We start from the raw sequence: 17,867 nt of genomic DNA on the forward strand, positions 1-17,867 counted from the left end.
CCTCCACGCCAGCCCCATGATTTTTAACCATTATTTAATTTTGTCATTGACAAGTATTTTCGGTACTCCAAAATCCTCTTTTAACCAGCGTAATACTGAAATAATAAAAAAGATCTGAAGGACCAAAATAGGTATACAAGTCAGGATGGATGAGGTTTTTACTACCTCCATACCACCTACAAGTATCAATGACATAGTTGCCAGGTACACAAAGAATGACCAGAACAGGCGCACCCAGCGCTTGGGTTCTGCATTGTAACCAACTTCCTGGCTGGTGATGTTGGACATGGTGTAAGCACCTGAGTCAATACCGGTAGCCTGTGCTATCATGAGAAGCAGCACAAACAAAGGAATGATCACTGTCTTGCCGGGCAGGGTATCCAGGATTGCATAGATTGCCTTAGGTCCTCCCTGAGACTGCATGATACCAATCAGATCCATACCCTTGTTAAAAATCAGGTCCTGAACGTAACCGCCCATGATGCCAAAGATAAGCATTGTACCGCCGCCTGCCGTGACGATCATATTAAGTACAAAGGCCCTCAGTGTTCTGCCTTTGGAAATACGGGCCATGAACAGACCAATATAGATTGCCCATGACAACCACCATGCCCAATAGAATACAGTCCAATTTTGAGGGAAACCGGATCTGCTGACTGCGTCGGTATAGAAGCTCATTCTGAAGAAGTTTTGTATCATAATACCCAGGGAATCACTGAAATAAGACAAAATCCATGAGGACGGTCCTACCAGAAATACATAGATCACAAAAGCGATAAACATAACCATGTTGATGTTTGAAAGCTTTGCGATACCCGAGTACAAGCCTTTGAAACAACTCCAGCTATATATGCAGGTGAAAAACAATCCTACTGCAATCTTCAGCGGCAGAGTATCCGGAATTCCGAAAAATTCTGATATTATGCAGGAAATCATAGGAAATACGAAGGCCAGAGAGGTAGCGAAACCACCCATCATACCGATAACTACCAGCACATCAATGGCAATACCGACTTTTCCGTATGCTCTTTTCCCCAGAAGTCCGCTGCATGCATAGCTTGCCTTAAAATGGAACTTCCGTCTGTTGTAATAGCAGTATGCAAATGCAATTGCAGGTACGGAGAATATAGCCCACGGGGTAAATCCCCAATGAAAAAAGCTGTAAGCAGATGCCCATTCTCTGGCTGCTGCAGACATTGGTTCAATACCAAATGGCGGGGATGAGAGATAGTACAGAGGCTCAACGCAAGCCCAGTACATGGCTCCCGCACCGATTCCTGCGCAGAAGAACATGGCAACCCATGTAAAATCTTTAAACTCCGGCTTATCGTCCCTTGTTCCCAGTTTTACGGAACCAAATCTGCCAATTACAATCCACAAACTAAAGGCAAGACTGACAAATCCCACCAGTTCAAACAGCCAATCCAGTCCATATGTAACCTTGTCCATTACCAGATTGACCAGTCCCTGTGCCTCATCCTGCATAATGATCAATGGAACATATAGCGCGAGACAGCCAATGACAGAAGCCAGAAATATCGGTTTTGATACATTAGCCATCTGTTTTTTTCTGTTCTTCTGTTTCCCTTCGTCGCTGTTCATTTATTGCTCCTCGTAAATAATCTCTTTCTGTACGGTTCCATCATCATTCAGGATAGTCCATTTTTTTCTGATTTCCTTGAAGAATGTAACAACCATTAAAGTAATAATAATAACTGCAGGTACAGAACCAATGATGGTAACTGCCTGTGCTGCGGAGATACCGCCGCAAAGCAGCAGAACGATCGCGATTGCACCAACGCCCAGGGACCAGAAAATTTTGTTCCATCTGGGAGGCTCATCCTCAGGTCCAAGGTCCTTTGTGGTGATCATGGCCATACTGAACACATTTCCGTTCAGCAGAGTCTGCATGCACAGGAAGCCATAGATCATCAGGATAGGATATAAGAATTTAATAAAAGGGATGTAATCCCAAAGTGCTACAATCGCTTCACCCTGTCCGGATGTTGCAATTATGGAAGCCAGATCCACATGATGGTTCTGATGAATGTAGATAGAGTAATTCTGAAATACACCGAAGAACAGCCATGAACCCAGTGTCTGAGCTGCCAGAGCACCGATAACCGTCTGTCTTACGGTACGGCCGCGGGAGATCTTTGCGAAGAATAAGCCGTTGTGGATCGCCAGAGCCAGGTACCAGCACCAGTAAAATACTGTCCAGTTCTGAGGTGTGCCGGATGCTGCATATGTATCTGTGTTGAATGTCAGACGAACAATGTTCTGCAGATACATACCGATGTTATCCAGTGTACCGTTCAAAATATAGGATGTAGGGCCTACGATCAGCAGAAATGCCAGCAGTCCAAAGCCGACTACTACACGAAAGTTGCTCAGGTATTTGATACCCTTGGAAAGACCGGTATACAGCAGTAAAGCCATTACAACTGACCACATGATGATGACTACTGCCTCTGCCTGGAAGCTCATCTGGATACCAAAGCTTCTGCCGATGATGGCGAACAGAGTAGGTACGTTTGTTCCTACGCATGTTACAACGCCGGCAAGTATGGATACAGCGAATAATGCATCGATCACCTTGCCGAAAATACCTTTGGCATTCTTCTCGCCAAGGAGAGATACGCATGCCGTGGAGGGGCGTACATCTTTAACCTTTTTGCAGAAGATCTGATATGCCCACACAACACCCATCAGCGTTGCTGCTGCCTGAATAACAAGACCCCAGTGGTGAAGAGGGTAGGCGGTTGCTTTATATAATGCTTCCATTGAATAAGGCTCAACTCCCTCAGTGGGTGTCTGATAGTAATAAAACCACTCGATTGCTGTCCATGTTAATACACCAAGACCTGCAATGGAGGTGAAGATCATGCTCAGCCATGAGAATGTGGAATGCTCAGGTGCTTCTGTACCAAAGCGCATCTTTCCAACAGGATGAATACACAGGAAGATACATAAGGCGATCATCATGAATACAAACAGTTCAAAGAACCAGCCCATATCAGCACAGATCACGCTGAATGCCAGGGTGCTCAGTGCAGCACCCGCAGATGCAGGGTCATTTATAACCCATACTACCAGCGCAATGATCACAAGCAGAGGCGGAATAAATACAACCGGCTCAATTTTGGCGTTTTTTCTCTTTTCCATTCTATTGCCCCTCCCTCTTTAAATTTTTGTTTAATCAATAATTTTTGCCATATAAGCACGCAGGTCCTTATCTGTCTCAGGATCTAACAGTGTATCGGGAGCCGCTGCCAGAATCTCTTTGTATTTCATATTTGCGCGCTGGATGATATCCATAGAACCGCTGTTAGCCCAGGTATTGTAATTTTCACACTCTGAGATGTCATTGTCGAATACCTCTCTATAATGTTCAAAGGTATCGTCATGCTCAAGATAAGATCCTCTGGGACCAACTTCCTTGATAACATCAACAGACATGGCATCATTATCTGTCTCTATGCCCTGTTTCAGATACAGAGCTCTCTTGATGATCTCCTCGTCTACGATATGCTTCTCGTAAGATACTGTCATAATAGCATCCAGAACGCCGAGACACTCGTTGATGATATCTGCTTCTGCAAAGACTGCCATCATTACATTCTGCATGGTCTCCAGACCTGCCTGCATATCAGGCACTTTAGAGTCGGTCATACCGCACATGCATCTGGAAGGAATATGATAGAAGTCATGAGCCATCAGCAGCAGAGGAATGTTGATCAGGGACATATCCGGCGTACCTGTTGTGTAGGTACCCTTCTTCATATAGCCGACAGTTGAAGAAGGTGTGTAAACAACTGGAGCTTTCTCATTGATCAGATTCATCAGTACAATACCGCTGAGCACTTCTGTATTCTGCAGTACCAGCATACCCATATGACGCATGGGACCGGAAATACCTGCCATAATGCAGGGCAGCAGATAAACGCCCTGTCCGCGTTTGGTGTACTCCATCATGGATCCCAGTGTATCATGTGACCATGACAGAGGGCTTAATGGGTTGGCACTGAAATTGCTGTACTGAATATCAGTCTCTTCACCAGGCGCCATACCCATGGAAATCTGAATCATATCCAGAAACTCTTTGCTGTTCTTCTGATTCATGGTGAAGCCCAGTACAGGCTTATCAGAGTTCTTCAGGACTTCATAGCACATATGCAGATGTTTGAACTCTGAAGGAACATCTGAAGGATCCAGCGGATGTGCTCCTACCAGGTTTATAATGTCGCTGGCCTGGGCCAGTCTCATCATGTTGCCATAATCCTCAATGCCGGCAAGCCTTTTACCATGATCCAGATCCTGAATAAATACAGCACCTGCATTAGGCTGTACTGCAAAATCTTTACCGATTTCTACCGTCTGTTCCGGATTACGGCTGTATAGCTTGTAAGTACGAGACAGTGTTTTCAGAGCCTTATCCACCATATCCCTGGTGATGTAGACACGGTATCCGTCTACCTTTGCTCCATGTTTTTTGAAGATTTCAATTGCTTCGTCATTCTGGAATATGACGCCGGTATTCTCCAGAATGTCAATGGACGCCTCATGGATTCTTCCATAATCTCTGTCCTCGATGAAACGCAGTGTTGAATACAATCCTTTTTTACCCATATACCCTCCCTAGCAATGCTATCGGTACCAGTTTTTGATTCGATAAATACTTTCATTCTGGTCACATATAATACTTCTCCTGATTTAGTTTCGCTGATATGAAAAAAACCGGTTTTGTTTTCATCTCTACTGAAAAGATAGCACAAAACCGGTCTTGACATTTTTGTTAAATCTTATGATTTTTTGCTCATTTGTCCTTTAAAAGCCTATCCAGATTTTTTCCGAGAAAATCCCGCAGTTCCAGGCCATCCTGAGTAAAATAATCCGCCCCGATGGACTGGGCATAGGACTCTGTGACCGGCAGGCCGCCCACAAAAATGGTCACCCGATTCCGCAGGCCTTCCTTTTCCAGTTCTTTGATCACCAGCTCCATCTCCCGCAGTGTTGTGGTGAGAAGTGCAGAGATCAGAACCAGCTTCGCATTATATTTCCGGACCGCTTCTACAAATTCTTCCTTTGATACATCTACCCCCAGATCGATCACTTTAATCTCCAGGGTAGATATATAAATTTTTACCAGGTTTTTTCCGATATCATGATAATCGCCTTCCACCGTCCCCAATATGGCAGTACATTTGTAGCCGTTCTTCCGCTTCAGATACGGCCGAAGGTTTTCCAGTCCGATATTCAATGCCCTGGCAGACATCAGTGCTTCCGGGACGAACATACTCATAGACTGAAATTTCTCTTCCATTTTTTTGATGCCGCCGACCAGACCCTGTTCCAGGATCATCTCAGCCGGATACATTTTTCCCAGTGCCTCTCGCACCAGGCTGTCTGTTTTTTCCGCATTTCCTATTAAAAGGGAATTACTGATCTCTTCATAGATATCCACCATACACCTCCCAAACGTATAAGGCTATGACAACAATTTATTTCTGTATTGTCCAGGCGTTAAACCTATAAACTTTCGGAATACCTTTGTATAATGACTCTGGCTGGAAAATCCGCATTTCCGGCCAATTTCCCCGGTATTCCACGCCCGGCTTTTCATCAGTTCTATAGATTTCTCCACGCGTACCCGCAGCAGGTAATCATTTATGGTCATATTCATATTTTTTTTGAACAAAGCGCATAGATAAGATCTGCTCAGGCAGACGTGGGCGGCGATATCGTCAAGAGTAATATCCTCTCCATAGTGCTGCTGTATATAATTTACCACTGACTGTATCAGCCCGGTATGAGAATTTCCCTGGGACTGAAAGATCATATCAAGGTAATTGCAGATCATTCCATAAGAAACCGCATAAATCTCCTCTGAATCTTTCAGGTTCGCCGTCTCTTTTTCATACTGGCGAAGCATTTGCTGCGCCAGCTCGGCTTCCAGTCCTGCTTCAGCGCAGGCCCTGGACACCAGTACCATAAAATCCCTTACGCTTTGTCTCACCTCTGTTTGGTCATATCCTGAGAGAATCTCCATATCCGTGTACAGGACCGGAAACAGTTCCACAATCTTTTCTTTATTTTCCATCCGTACATGCTGAAGAAAGTTCCGCTCCCGCTTCAGATAAACGGAACGGTCAAATGCTGTTTTCTCATATGTTTTTTTTCTGTCCCGAATCTGGGATAGCACCATATTTCTCCAGTTATATTTATTCTTCTGATCGATCAGAAGATAATAACCGGTATTGCTGAAATGTTCCACTACTGCTTTCAGAAGTTCCGCTGCAGCCTGGCACTGCCTGACGGAAATCACTTTCAGTTCCCTGGCTTTGTTCAGCAGCTGGTCTGGATGTCCCGCATAAAGAGGCAGGCTTTTAATCTCATTTAAAAACAAGCGGTCCGCTTTCCAGAGCAGCACCTGGCCGCACACAATAGCGCCCACCCTGGTCTGCTCGATCTGCAGCGGCGCAGCCCACATCACCAGCCCGCCATGACAGCGGAAGAAATAAGGTTCATCCCACTTAAACGCCTCTTTGCACGCCTTTTCATAGCACCGCCTGCACCGCTCCCTGCCCTCTGCAATGGACTGAATATACTGGCAGAATGTATTTTCCTCATATTGTGCGCCGGACAGGAAAACCTCTCCATACAGATTGACAGCCACAACGCTCAGTCCGGTGGATAATGAAAAATTATCCATCACCTTGCGCAGATTTTCCTTTTCCAGCGCCAGTTTTTCATTCTCCAACTTATCATCCCTCTCAACAACTGTTCTTTGCACCGGTCCCTCCTCTTTTCTGAAATGTAACTGCCACTTTTATTACATTTCATACCAGAAGGTTCCATCATGGACAAATATCCCTGCGTGGCTTTGCCGAAAAACACACATTCGACTATGCTTAATGTTTTAAAACAGCAAAATATCCTGCATGATCTTAACAGTTTTACCAGACAGATTTGTATAATACCTGTCGGTATTATACCACATTTCGCGCAATCGTGGAAATTTTTGATTTTGCTGCTGATTTCTACCTTCCGGACATACGCCACAAGGCTCAAAATTAATCTGTGATATAGGCAGTCTATGGATGGAATGATTTCAATCAAATGACTGCCTTAAAAGTATTCGTACTGGATGCGATTGGGAGAAACATGAAATTGAGAAATAAGAAAGGAAACCGAGCAGAAGACAGGGTAAAATAAGTCACCCAAAGAAAAAAAGCATATCTCACAGAAACTTGTGTCCTTAAGAGCACAAAATTCTGTGAGATATGCTTATCTTATAGCAGGAACCTTATCAAAATCGTGATTAACCGACAGCCCCTGTTTTCTATTTTCTGCATATCAGCCGGTTTATCTGGGCTCCCATATACCCTCCTCCGAACCCATTGTCTATATTCACCACCGAAATCCCTTCCGCACAGGAATTCAGCATGGTCAGAAGGGCTGACAGTCCGCCGAAGTTGGCTCCATATCCTATGGAGGTGGGCACTGCAATGACCGGCACCTCCACAAGGCCGGCAACCACACCGGCCAGGGCGCCCTCCATTCCGGCCACGGCCACAATGGCGTTGGCGTGGCGCAGACGGTCCTGCTGGGAGAGAAGGCGGTGGATTCCCGCTACACCTACATCGTAAATACGCTCCACATTGGCGCCAAAATACTCTGCGGTCCTGGCTGCCTCCTCGGCCACTGGAATGTCGGACGTACCGCCGGTGCAGACAGCCACGCATCCCTCTTTTGCCGCATTCTCCTTCTCAATGACAAGGATATGGGAAAGGGGGTCGTACTGCACCTGGGGAAGTACCTCCTTCACAGCAAGATACTGGTCCTCTCTGGCTCTTGTGCCCAGGACACAGCCGTCCTGCTGGTAAAAATGCTGATAAATGCCTACCAGGTGGTCCGTGGCTTTTCCGGAACAGAACACTACTTCACCGAACCCGGAACGGATTCTGCGGTGATGGTCAAGCTTTGCATAGCCCAGGTCCTCGTAAGGTATCTTTTCCAGCATTTGCTCCGCGGTTTCAAGAGACATCTCTCCGCTTTTCACCTGGAGCAGTATATTTTGAATATCCATATATCTTTCCTCTTTATAAGATTTCAACACCGGCATTGCTGCAGGCAGTCAGGGTAGCTTCGTCCCAGATGGAGGACTGTACCTCTCCCACATGTACCTTCTGCAGAAGAAGCATGCACACCCTGGACTGGCCGATGCCGCCGCCGATAGTGAGGGGCAGTTCGTTGTTTAAAAGCATTTTGTGGAAAGTCAGGTTCCTGCGCTCATTGCATCCGGCTTTATCAAGCTGTTCACTGAGGGTTTTGGCATCCACACGGATTCCCATGGATGAAATCTCCATGGCACACTGCAGAGGCTCATGCCAGAACAACAGGTCACCGTTTAATTTCCAGTCATCATAGTCCGGTGCCCGGCCGTCATGCTTTTCCCCTGATTTTAACAGGTCACCGATCTGCATGATGAAGATCGTCTTCTTCTCCCTGGCGTAGGCGTTCTCCCTCTCCTTCGGCGTCAGGTCAGGATACATATCCTCCAGTTCCTGGGAAGTGATGAAGGACACCTCACGGCACAGCTCTGTGTCCAGGTTTTCATAGTGGTATTTCACCTCTTCCAGCGCGTTGCAAATGGAGTTCACGATTCTGGTCACCGTATCCTTCAGATAATCCAGGTTCCTGTCTTCCGCTGTGATGATCTTTTCCCAGTCCCACTGGTCCACATACGCGGAGTGCAGATTGTCAAGCTCCTCATCCCTTCGGATGGCGTTCATATCGCAGAGGATTCCTTTTCCCACATGAAAATCAAAGCGGTAAAGGGCCATACGTTTCCATTTTGCCAGGGAATGCACGACCTGGGCATTCATATTTGCATCCGGGATATCAAATGTTACAGGGCGCTCCACACCGTTCAGATCATCATTCAGACCGGAAGCCGGATCTACGAAAACCGGCGCTGTCACTCTTTTCAGATTTAAAGCCAAACATAGTTTCTTCTGCATCAGATTCTTGATGATACCAATCGCTTCCTGTGTCTCATAGCTGGATAAGCATGAATGATACTTCTCTGGTATTGTTACTTTTCCCATGTCTCTTTCCTCCCGTTTTTTATGTTCTATGGAATGTCTGCATCTGCCCGTTTTCGGCGGATAACAACTGTTTTTTATTTTATTATAAAAAAGCAGTGTTGTAAATAGTCAATTCCCTCATCAGCTTACTGTCCGCTCCGTGTCCGGCGGGACAGCGGCGTGTGAGCAGCATCTTAATCAAACCGCCGTATCCGCTTTCTGTACGCACCTATGAGGATCACCATGGCGCCCAGCCAGGCACCTGTCTCGGCAAAATAGATGCCCTCTTTTCCTATTATAAGAGGCAGAAGGAGCGCAATGAGGATTCTCATGACCAGCTCCGCGATTCCGGAGCACATGGGAATGAGTGTGTCACCCATGCCCTGCAGGGCGGAACGGTAAATATGGAGCAGATAGAGAATGATCAGCGTTGCCCCCATGACCGCCAGATAATTATATGCAATGGTCAGCACTTCTGATGCATTGGATGCCTCCGGGGAGATAAATATTTTCAGGATACTGCGTCCGAAAAGGAGAAGCACAGCACCGATGGCAACTGCGATTCCTATGGATATCTTCGCTGAGGCACGGACACCTTCCTTAATTCTTCCGTATTCCCCTGCACCCAGGTTCTGTCCCACAAAGGAGGATGTGGCGTAGCCAAAGGAGACTGCCGCCAGCTCCAGAAGACCGTACAGCTTGTTGGTTGCCGTAAAACCGGCTACATATAAAAGGCCGAATCCGTTGATGACATACTGGATGACAATGCCTCCGAAACCGATGATCACATTCTGGAATGCCACGGGTATGCCAAGGCCCAGCAGATGCCCTGCCATCTCCCAATCCCATTTCCAGTCCGCTTTTTCTATATTCCAGATACCGTACTTTTTAAGCTGCCAAAAGCAGATGGCGCCTGAGCATACCTGGGCCAGCACAGTTCCCAGCGCTGCGCCCTCTACGCCCCAGTGAAATACCAGGACAAAGATAAGGTCCAGGATAATATTCACGGCAGAAGCTCCTATCATGGCCCGCAGCGGCGTCTGGCTGTCCCCCATGGCCCGCAGGATACCGGAGCAGATATTGTAAAGAGCCGTTGCCACCAGTCCGAACATGAGGATCAGCAGATAATTATGGGCCGGCTGGCGGATATTATCCGGCACACGAAGCAGGCCAAGCAGGCGGGACAGATTGCCGATGAACAGAGCCATGATCAGCAGAGTGATCAGGCTTCCCGTCCACACGGACATTGCCACTGCCTTTTTCAGGCGTTTTTCATCTTTTGCCCCGAAGCACTGGGCAATAAGTACGGAAAAGCCCTGGGCCACGCCTGTGATCCCTCCCATGGCCGTAAAACTCAGCCAGTCTGAAGTTCCAAGGGCTGCAAGAGCCTCCACACCCACGCCGCGCCCTACAATGACACTGTCCATCACGGTATATAGCTGCTGGAATACGTTTCCCAGCATGAGGGGAAGGGCAAAGGAAACGATGATACCTGCCGGCTTCCCGCTTGTCATATCTCTTGTCTTTTGTCTCATCACATTCTCCTCTTTCACCTGTGCCCGGTACAAAAAAACGCACAGCCTGTAATGTTGTATTATATCACTTTTACAGGCTGTGCGGTAGACATTATTCGATTCTGTTTTTCATTCTATTTCCCGAGACGTATCACATTCCAGGATGCTTTTTTCAGTACACTGGTCATGACGCCGTCATCCAGGCTGCTGCGGTTATCCGCATTGGCAGGAGCGACTTTTTCCATCCCCAGGTCGTTGACTGCTTTCAGGTCTTCATTTTCCAGAACGATGTGTTCCAGGATACGGTATCCCTCAAAGCTTCTCACATCTGTGCTAAGTTCCACATCTTCCTCCAGGTTACGATTCACGGCAAAGATGGTCACCTCATCTGCCTCCTCATTGTAGACAGCTACAGACTCCACGTCAGTGATCTCATCGTGTTTTGCCGTGGCATGTTTTGTACTGTTCATAACAGGCAGAAGAGCCACACCGCGTCCGTATTTGGATGCGTGCATAAACGGATAGAAAATGGTCTGTTTCCAGGCGCCGCCTGCGGCATCTGTCATGATGGGTGCGATCACGTTCACAAGCTGCGCAAGGCATGCCATCTTCACACGGTCTGCGTGTCTGATCAAAGTGATGAGCATCAGGCCCACCAACAGGGCATCCTCGAAGTTGTAGATATCCTCCAGCATGGGCGGTGCCACCTGCCACGGATGGTTCTCTGTGATGTCATCATCCGCCGCGTTGGAGTGAAACCATACATTCCATTCATCAAAGCTCAGATTCATAACCTTCTTACTACGTTTTTTAGCCTTTACATAGTCACAGGTGGAAATGATGGTGCGGATGAAATCATCCATATCATCTGACTGTGCCAGAAAATCATTGCTGTCATCATCCCGGTTTCCGTAATACTGATGCATGGAGATATAATCCACGTAGTCATATGTATGGGAAAGTGTAACTGCCTCCCAGTCAGGGAATGTAGGCATATCCCGGTTGGAGCTTCCGCAGGATACCAGCTCAATGGACGGGTCGATCAGGCGCATTGCCTTTGCGGTCTCCTCAGCCAGACGTCCGTACTCTTCCATGGTCTTATGACCGATCTGCCAGGGGCCGTCCATCTCATTTCCCAGGCACCATACTTTGATGTTGTGCGGGTCTTTCACTCCGTGTCTGACACGCATATCACTGTATTTTGTTCCTGACGGGTGATTGCAGTATTCCAGCAGATTGCAGGCATCGGAAATTCCCCTTGTGCCCAGGTTCACTGCCATCATCACCTCTGAGCTCACCTGTTTTGCCCATTTTGAAAATTCGTTGAGGCCAACCTCATTTTTCTCCAGGCTTCTCCAGGCCAGTTCCAGGCGGTTTGGACGTTCCTCCACCGGACCTACGGAATCCTCCCAGTAGAAATTGGAGACAAAGTTTCCGCCCGGATAGCGGATGATGGGTACGTCCAGCTCCTTTACAAGCTGTACCACGTCCTGACGGAATCCGTCCTTGTCCGCAGCCGGATGTCCCGGCTGATAGATGCCTTCGTACACGGCACGTCCCAGATGCTCAATGAAGGAACCGTAAATCCTCTTGTCCACAGGTGCGATACGGAATTCCTTGTCCAGCACCATCTTTGCACGTCTGCTCATAAAATCAAATCCTCCTAAAATAAGTCATGTACTATGGGGTAATTATAACACTTGTATGGAAGTCCGGTAAACTTGTACTTTCCCTTGTCACTCTTTTACAGCGCCGGCTGTCATACCTTCGATGAAATACTTCTGGAAGCATACGAACAGGATGAAGATCGGCACAATGGAGAAGAAGGAACCCACTACCAGCAGGCTGTAATTATCTCCGTAAGGGTTGATCAGGGTGTTCAGACCAAGGGTCAGCGTATACTTTTCAGAAGAACGGATCACCAGCAACGGCCACAGGTAGTTGTTCCATGCATTCATACCATTTAAAATAGCCATTGCGGCAAAAGCCGGCTTCATGATCGGAATGATCAGTTTGAAGAAAATACCGTACTCTGTGGCACCGTCAATACGTCCTGCTTCTATCAGAGACTTCGGCAGCCCCAGCAGATACTGCCTGAAGAAGAAGATGGTTGACGCGTGAGCCAGGAAGGGAAGCACAATTGCTCCGTAATTATCCATCATTCCCCAGCTTGAGATCTGTTTGTACAGAGGAAGCATAACAACTTCCAGAGGAATGGAGAGGATGATCAGTACGATCACAAAGAGTACCTGTCTTCCTTTAAATTCATAGGCCGCAAACCCGTATGCCACGAACGCGCTGATGAGCAGCGTGAGCACCACTGTGATCACGGTCAGGATGATACTGTTCGTAAACCAGGTCCAGTAATCATGGGAGCCTGTGAACAGAAGCACATAGTTGTCCAGGTTCATGACAGAAAAATCCAGGTCCAGATTCAGCCCATACTGAAGCAGATGTCCGCCCGGCTTAAAGCTTGCCAGAAATATGGCATAGATGGGCAGGATGATCAGAACAGCCAGGATGGTAAAAAGGACGAGCAGACCTGCTGTGGCAAATCTGTCTTTTTTTCTTCTTGCTTCGTTTTTATCCATAGCCATATCAGCGTTCCTCCTTCTTGAATGTTCCGGTCACGGTAAGCTGGATCAGGTTGACGATCATGACCACGATCAGCAAGACCAGACCAACGGCACAGGCATAACCCATAGCCCGTTTTTCAATACCCTGGCGGTACAGATATCCCACAATGGTAAGACCGATATTCTGCGGTGAGTTGTTTCCCTTCCATAACATGTAGCTTTCCAGGAACATGGACAGACCTGCATAGATACTGATGGTCAGCACGTATACGGTTGTTGGTTTCACAAGCGGAAAGGAGATTTTTTTGAACTGCTGCCATTTGGACGCACCGTCTATGGATGCTGCCTCGTATAAATCCGTGGAAATACTCTGTAATCCGGCAAGGAAATAGAGAATATTTACACCGGTCCATCTCCAGCAGGCTACCAGAAGCAGTGCAAAATATCCGGTCCACTGGCCTTTCAGCCATTTGATGGGGGAATGTCCGAAAAATTCAATCACGCGGTTTGCCAAAGCTGTATCCATTTCTCCGAAGATCAGACGGAAAATGGTACCTGCAACAACGACGGATGTCAGCGCCGGCAGGAAATAAATGGATTTGAAAAATCCGGGTTTTTTCATTAATTTACTGTTCAGAAGACTTGCAAATAAAAGCGGGAACGGAATCAGCAGCGCGCAGGTTCCGATCATATATTTTACACTGTTCCAAACTGCCTTCAGGAAAATCTTATCAGACAGAAGCCTCTCATAGTTTTTTAATCCTACCCATTTATCTTTTAACACATCCTGAAAGCTTAAAAGTACGCCGTTTCCAATCGGGAAAATCCAGAATAACAGTACCGTAAGTACAAACGGCAAGACAAACACGTAAGGAGCTGCTTTCTGTGAGTAAAAGAATTTTTTCACTTTGTTCATTTTATACTCCTTTCTCTCTCCTCCAACAAAACTGCAGCCTGACCCGACGGTCAGGCCGCAGCGATAACTTATGAATTTTTATTCAGCAAATTCGTTCTCTAAGGAATCCTGTGCATCGTCAAGAGCTGTCTTCACATCTGCGTCAGATTCAAAAATATCATTCAGTGTAACGGTACAGAAGGTGTTGTTTACAGACGGCATTTTCTCGTCTGTATAGCATTTCAGAAGGCCGATGCCGTCAGCCAGTTCGTTCAGTGTGTCAAATGGTTTTGTATTGAAATACTGGATAAATGCATTGTCCGGATTCTCTGTAATGGCTGTGTCTGTCCAGAGAGCTGTGTTGACCGGGTCAAATCCCAATACATTCCATACTTCTTCGTTGGCTGTCTCGGAAAGTTTGATATAAGCAAATACTTCTGCTGCCAGGTCTGCGTTCTCACTGCCTGCCACAACTGCGGTACCTGTTCCGCCGCCGCCGATGGTCTTAACCGCGTCGTTGTCACCCCATACCGGAGGAGCTGCGATGGCTACTTTGCCTTTCAGGTCTGTCATGTAGCTTGTGTAACGGCTTGTCTGCCAGAACGGCATGATAGCTGCTGCCACATCACCGGAGTTGAATAACGGATATGCTTCCTCATTGTCCGGCTGTCCGCCTGCGATGGTATCCAGGGCGCCTGCTGCCTGCATATCTTTCATATACTGTAAGCACTCTACCATTTTGTCATTGTTTACATCCAGCTTGCCGTCCTCTGTCATGTAGTCTCCGCCCTTCTGAGCCAGCATCAGGTTCAGAGTCCACTGTGCTGTTGTCTCAGCTGCCGCGAAGGTTTTTCCTGTAGCTTCTTTGTATTTCTCACCTGCTGCTTTGAAGTCATCCCAGGTCTTGATCGTGGTGTAATCAACGCCTGCTGCGTCAAGAGCCTCTGTGTTGTAGAAAGCAACGGTTGTTCCTACATGAGTGGGCAGTCCGTAATATTTTCCGTCCTTGGAGTATAAGTCAAGTCTGGACTCAACCACGTTCTCTTTGTAAGGTGCGATCACATCAGATAAGTCTTTCAGTCCGACTTCGCCTGTCATGAATGCCGGGAATTTACCTAACTCAATATCAACTACGTCGGGAGCACCCTCGCCGGATTCCAGAGCCAGAGATAATTTGTTGTGCATATCATCATATGCCATATTGGAAAGAACCAGTTTTACTTTCTTGTCCGGATTTTCCTCATTCCATTTCTCTGCCATATTTGTATAGAAATCCTGGTGGTTCTCAATGAATGTCCAGACAGTAAGTGTGGTGACATCATCACCTTCCACTTCCATCTCTCTTTTACCTGTCTCCTTGGTGCTGCTCTCTTTTGCATCGTCTCCGCCTTTGGATCCGCATCCTGCTAACATAGTGCCGATCATGGCTGCGCTGAGTAATGCTGCTAAAACCTTCTTCTTCATTGTTGTTGCCTCCGTTTCTTAATATTATAGATGCTTTGTAACTTTCAGTGTCTCCACAGCTCCGGGCAAAAGTCCATGTAAGATCGTCTTTCGTGATGTGATTTTCACCTGGCTGTAAAGCGCTGTCGCTGAATCGTTACGTTCCTTTATCAAATCAGAGGATTTCTCCCTCTGTATGATACAAATGTTACAGCAGTTCTTTGATCCAAACCAGCATCTCGCCGGTTGTACGGTTGCCCCAGTGGCAATAGGGAACTGCTTTTAATTCAATATCTTCAAGTTCTGTCTTACATTCCCGGTATAAGGTATCGTCATCCCAGCAGGACTCTGTTATTTTCTTACCCTTCAGGCAGATCACAGTGGTTCCGCCCAGAAGCTCCGGTTCATAATGCTCTGACAGTTCCTGTCCCGTATCCACAAAAACAGATGCCAGGTTGCTGCCGTTGTCCGTCTCCTCCAGACAATACACAAGGGGCCCTCTCATAAGTGCTGCCTTGCCGCTGTCTGCCCGTACTTTTGGGTTTGCGTGGACAAATCTTGGTTTTATGTCAAATTTCAGGGTGATCTCTTCCTGCTCCAGCTCACCGCTTATGAGCAGGTAGCCCTTCTCTGTCTTTGGCTCTCTGATCTTTTCACCGTTTCGGAATACACAGTAGGTTTTCACCCAGCCGGGAATCCTAAGTGCCAGGGTTCCTGTTGTCTTGTGCTCCGGGTGAAGACTTATGTTCACTGTGCCGTCATCCAGATATCCGCTGTCAATCTTTACGCTGCATTTTACACCGTTTATGACAGTCTGCGCCTCGTTGGAGACATATAAGTTTATGTACAGGGAATCCTTTCCCTTTCCGTACAGGTATTGCCCCAGGGATGCCAGCGTTCTGGCTATGTTTGGCGGGCAGCATGCCACGCCGAACCATTTCTGCCGCACAGGCTTTACATGTTCCTTTGAAGTTCTCTCCAGGCAATTGTCCGGCCATACCTCCAGAGGGTTTACATAGAAGAAGCTCCTGCCGTCCATGGCGATTCCCGCCAGGACCGTGTTATAGAGTGCTGTCTCCGCCACATCCATATATTTTGCTTCCCCTGTGATCTCGGCCATCCTTCTGCCGAACAGCGCCAGGCCGATGGATGCACAGGATTCTGAGTAGTTACAGTCATTCGGCAGGTCATAATCCGTGGTAAAACGCTCCAGAAGCCCGGAAGAACCTATGCCTCCTGTGATGAACATTCTCTTCTTCACCATATTGTCCCACAGGGTTCTGCAGGCATCCAGCAGGGATTCATCCCGGTACTCGTATGCCAGGTCTGCCATGGCACAGTACAGATATACGGCACGCACTGCGTGTCCCTCGGCGGTCTTCTGTTCCCTGACCGGAAGGTGGGATTGTGAGTATGCCGGGCTGTAATCCTTGAATTCCGGGAAGATCTGCCGGTATTTCTCACCTTTTTCCTCCTGGAAGAAGTAATTCTCCCCCACACCTCTCTGCTCTACAAAATATTTGGATACCTCCAGATATCTTTTCTCTCCTGTTGCCCGGTAGAGCTTCACCAGTGCCAGTTCCACCTCCGGATGTCCCGGATAGCCGTGGCACTGTCCCTCATCCGGACCGAACTTTTCACAGATAACATCCGCAAACCTGGATACGATCTTCAGAAACGCGTCCTTGCCTGTGGCTTCATAATAGGCAACAGCAGCTTCTATCATATGTCCCGCTGTGTATAGCTCATGCCCTTCTTTCAGGTTTGACCATCTGCGATCCGGCTCCTGAATGGTGTAATAGGTATTCAGGTATCCGTCAGGACACTGGGCCTTACCGATCAACTTAATCGTTTCATCAGCCAGACTTTCCAGCATCTCATCCCTTCCGCCGGAAGCCAGGGTGAACGCGGCGGCTTCCAGCCACTTTGCCACATCCGTATCCTGGAAAACAGCTCCCTGAAAGGTGCCTTTCTCCTCGCCGGCGGCGATTCTGAAGTTTTTGATGCAGTGGCTTGGCTCTGCATCCGGTACATTGTCATTCAGTGTTTCCCATTGGTAAGGGAGAATCACATCTTTTACCAGCCGGATATATTTACCCCAGAACGCGTCCTCTATCCTTATGTCACCAAGAGGCAGGGACTGTAATTTCTCACCGTTCATACTTGCTCTCCCTTCATATCTCTTTCCTTGCTCCGGTCAGCCCGGAGCATTTCGCCCTCAGATCATTGGCTGCTCGTCCTTTGATGAGGTTTTTGTTATTAAACGTTTAAGCGTACATCTTTTCCATCACTCTTATTTTGTTTCGGATATCCGCCTGTTTTATTTTTTCTGAGCCATTCCTGCTGTTTT

Annotated in this window: 14 protein-coding genes; all 14 read right to left on the reverse strand. The window is 47.4% G+C overall.

The genetic code is table 11. The features are described 5' to 3' along the window. Nucleotides 1–30: 30 nt before the first annotated feature. Nucleotides 31–1,602: a BCCT family transporter gene (locus MUB35_RS15990; RefSeq protein ID WP_052099452.1), complete on the reverse strand. Its 1,572-nt coding sequence runs from the start codon at nt 1,600–1,602 to the stop codon at nt 31–33. Beyond that, the gene (locus MUB35_RS15995; protein ID WP_052099454.1) at nt 1,603–3,165 is read right to left on the reverse strand and encodes a BCCT family transporter; all 1,563 of its coding nucleotides are present in this window, start codon (nt 3,163–3,165) and stop codon (nt 1,603–1,605) included. Nucleotides 3,166–3,195: 30 nt separating this feature from the next. Then, nucleotides 3,196–4,629 (reverse strand): trimethylamine methyltransferase family protein, encoded by a 1,434-nt coding sequence (locus MUB35_RS16000; RefSeq protein ID WP_244806488.1) that lies wholly within the window; start codon nt 4,627–4,629, stop codon nt 3,196–3,198. Nucleotides 4,630–4,816: 187 nt separating this feature from the next. Continuing rightward, on the reverse strand, nt 4,817–5,467 hold the full coding sequence (locus MUB35_RS16005) for a cobalamin B12-binding domain-containing protein (protein WP_033141421.1): 651 nt from the start codon (nt 5,465–5,467) through the stop codon (nt 4,817–4,819). A 21-nt stretch (nt 5,468–5,488) separates the two neighbouring features. Beyond that, complete coding sequence (locus tag MUB35_RS16010; protein ID WP_244806489.1) at nt 5,489–6,793, reverse strand: PocR ligand-binding domain-containing protein; 1,305 nt, start codon at nt 6,791–6,793, stop codon at nt 5,489–5,491. Between the two features lie 549 nt (nt 6,794–7,342). Further along, complete coding sequence (gene larB / locus MUB35_RS16015) at nt 7,343–8,089, reverse strand: nickel pincer cofactor biosynthesis protein LarB (protein WP_033141423.1); 747 nt, start codon at nt 8,087–8,089, stop codon at nt 7,343–7,345. A gap of 13 nt (nt 8,090–8,102) precedes the next feature. Next, complete coding sequence (asnA, locus tag MUB35_RS16020) at nt 8,103–9,110, reverse strand: aspartate--ammonia ligase (RefSeq protein ID WP_244806490.1); 1,008 nt, start codon at nt 9,108–9,110, stop codon at nt 8,103–8,105. Between the two features lie 173 nt (nt 9,111–9,283). After that, nucleotides 9,284–10,624 (reverse strand): MATE family efflux transporter, encoded by a 1,341-nt coding sequence (locus MUB35_RS16025; protein WP_103731114.1) that lies wholly within the window; start codon nt 10,622–10,624, stop codon nt 9,284–9,286. 113 nt (nt 10,625–10,737) lie between these two features. After that, nucleotides 10,738–12,252 carry an arabinosylfuranosidase ArfA gene (gene arfA / locus MUB35_RS16030; RefSeq protein WP_244806491.1) on the reverse strand — a complete coding sequence of 505 codons (1,515 nt, stop codon included), beginning with the start codon at nt 12,250–12,252 and terminating at the stop codon, nt 10,738–10,740. An 87-nt stretch (nt 12,253–12,339) separates the two neighbouring features. After that, a complete protein-coding gene (locus tag MUB35_RS16035) occupies nt 12,340–13,200 on the reverse strand; it encodes a carbohydrate ABC transporter permease (protein ID WP_033141427.1) in 861 nt (286 codons plus the stop codon). Between the two features lies 1 nt (nt 13,201). Then, on the reverse strand, nt 13,202–14,095 hold the full coding sequence (locus MUB35_RS16040) for a carbohydrate ABC transporter permease (protein ID WP_033141428.1): 894 nt from the start codon (nt 14,093–14,095) through the stop codon (nt 13,202–13,204). Between the two features lie 78 nt (nt 14,096–14,173). Then, on the reverse strand, nt 14,174–15,538 hold the full coding sequence (locus tag MUB35_RS16045; RefSeq protein WP_033141429.1) for an ABC transporter substrate-binding protein: 1,365 nt from the start codon (nt 15,536–15,538) through the stop codon (nt 14,174–14,176). A 24-nt stretch (nt 15,539–15,562) separates the two neighbouring features. After that, nucleotides 15,563–15,691: a hypothetical protein gene (locus tag MUB35_RS30485; RefSeq protein ID WP_255785808.1), complete on the reverse strand. Its 129-nt coding sequence runs from the start codon at nt 15,689–15,691 to the stop codon at nt 15,563–15,565. A 34-nt stretch (nt 15,692–15,725) separates the two neighbouring features. Then, the gene (locus MUB35_RS16050) at nt 15,726–17,678 is read right to left on the reverse strand and encodes a glycoside hydrolase family 127 protein (protein ID WP_227210989.1); all 1,953 of its coding nucleotides are present in this window, start codon (nt 17,676–17,678) and stop codon (nt 15,726–15,728) included. Nucleotides 17,679–17,867 lie beyond the last annotated feature (189 nt).

The sequence above is a fragment of the Blautia sp. NSJ-175 genome, assembly GCF_022867815.1.
In the GTDB taxonomy this organism is placed as follows: Bacteria; Bacillota; Clostridia; order Lachnospirales; family Lachnospiraceae; genus Blautia; species Blautia celeris.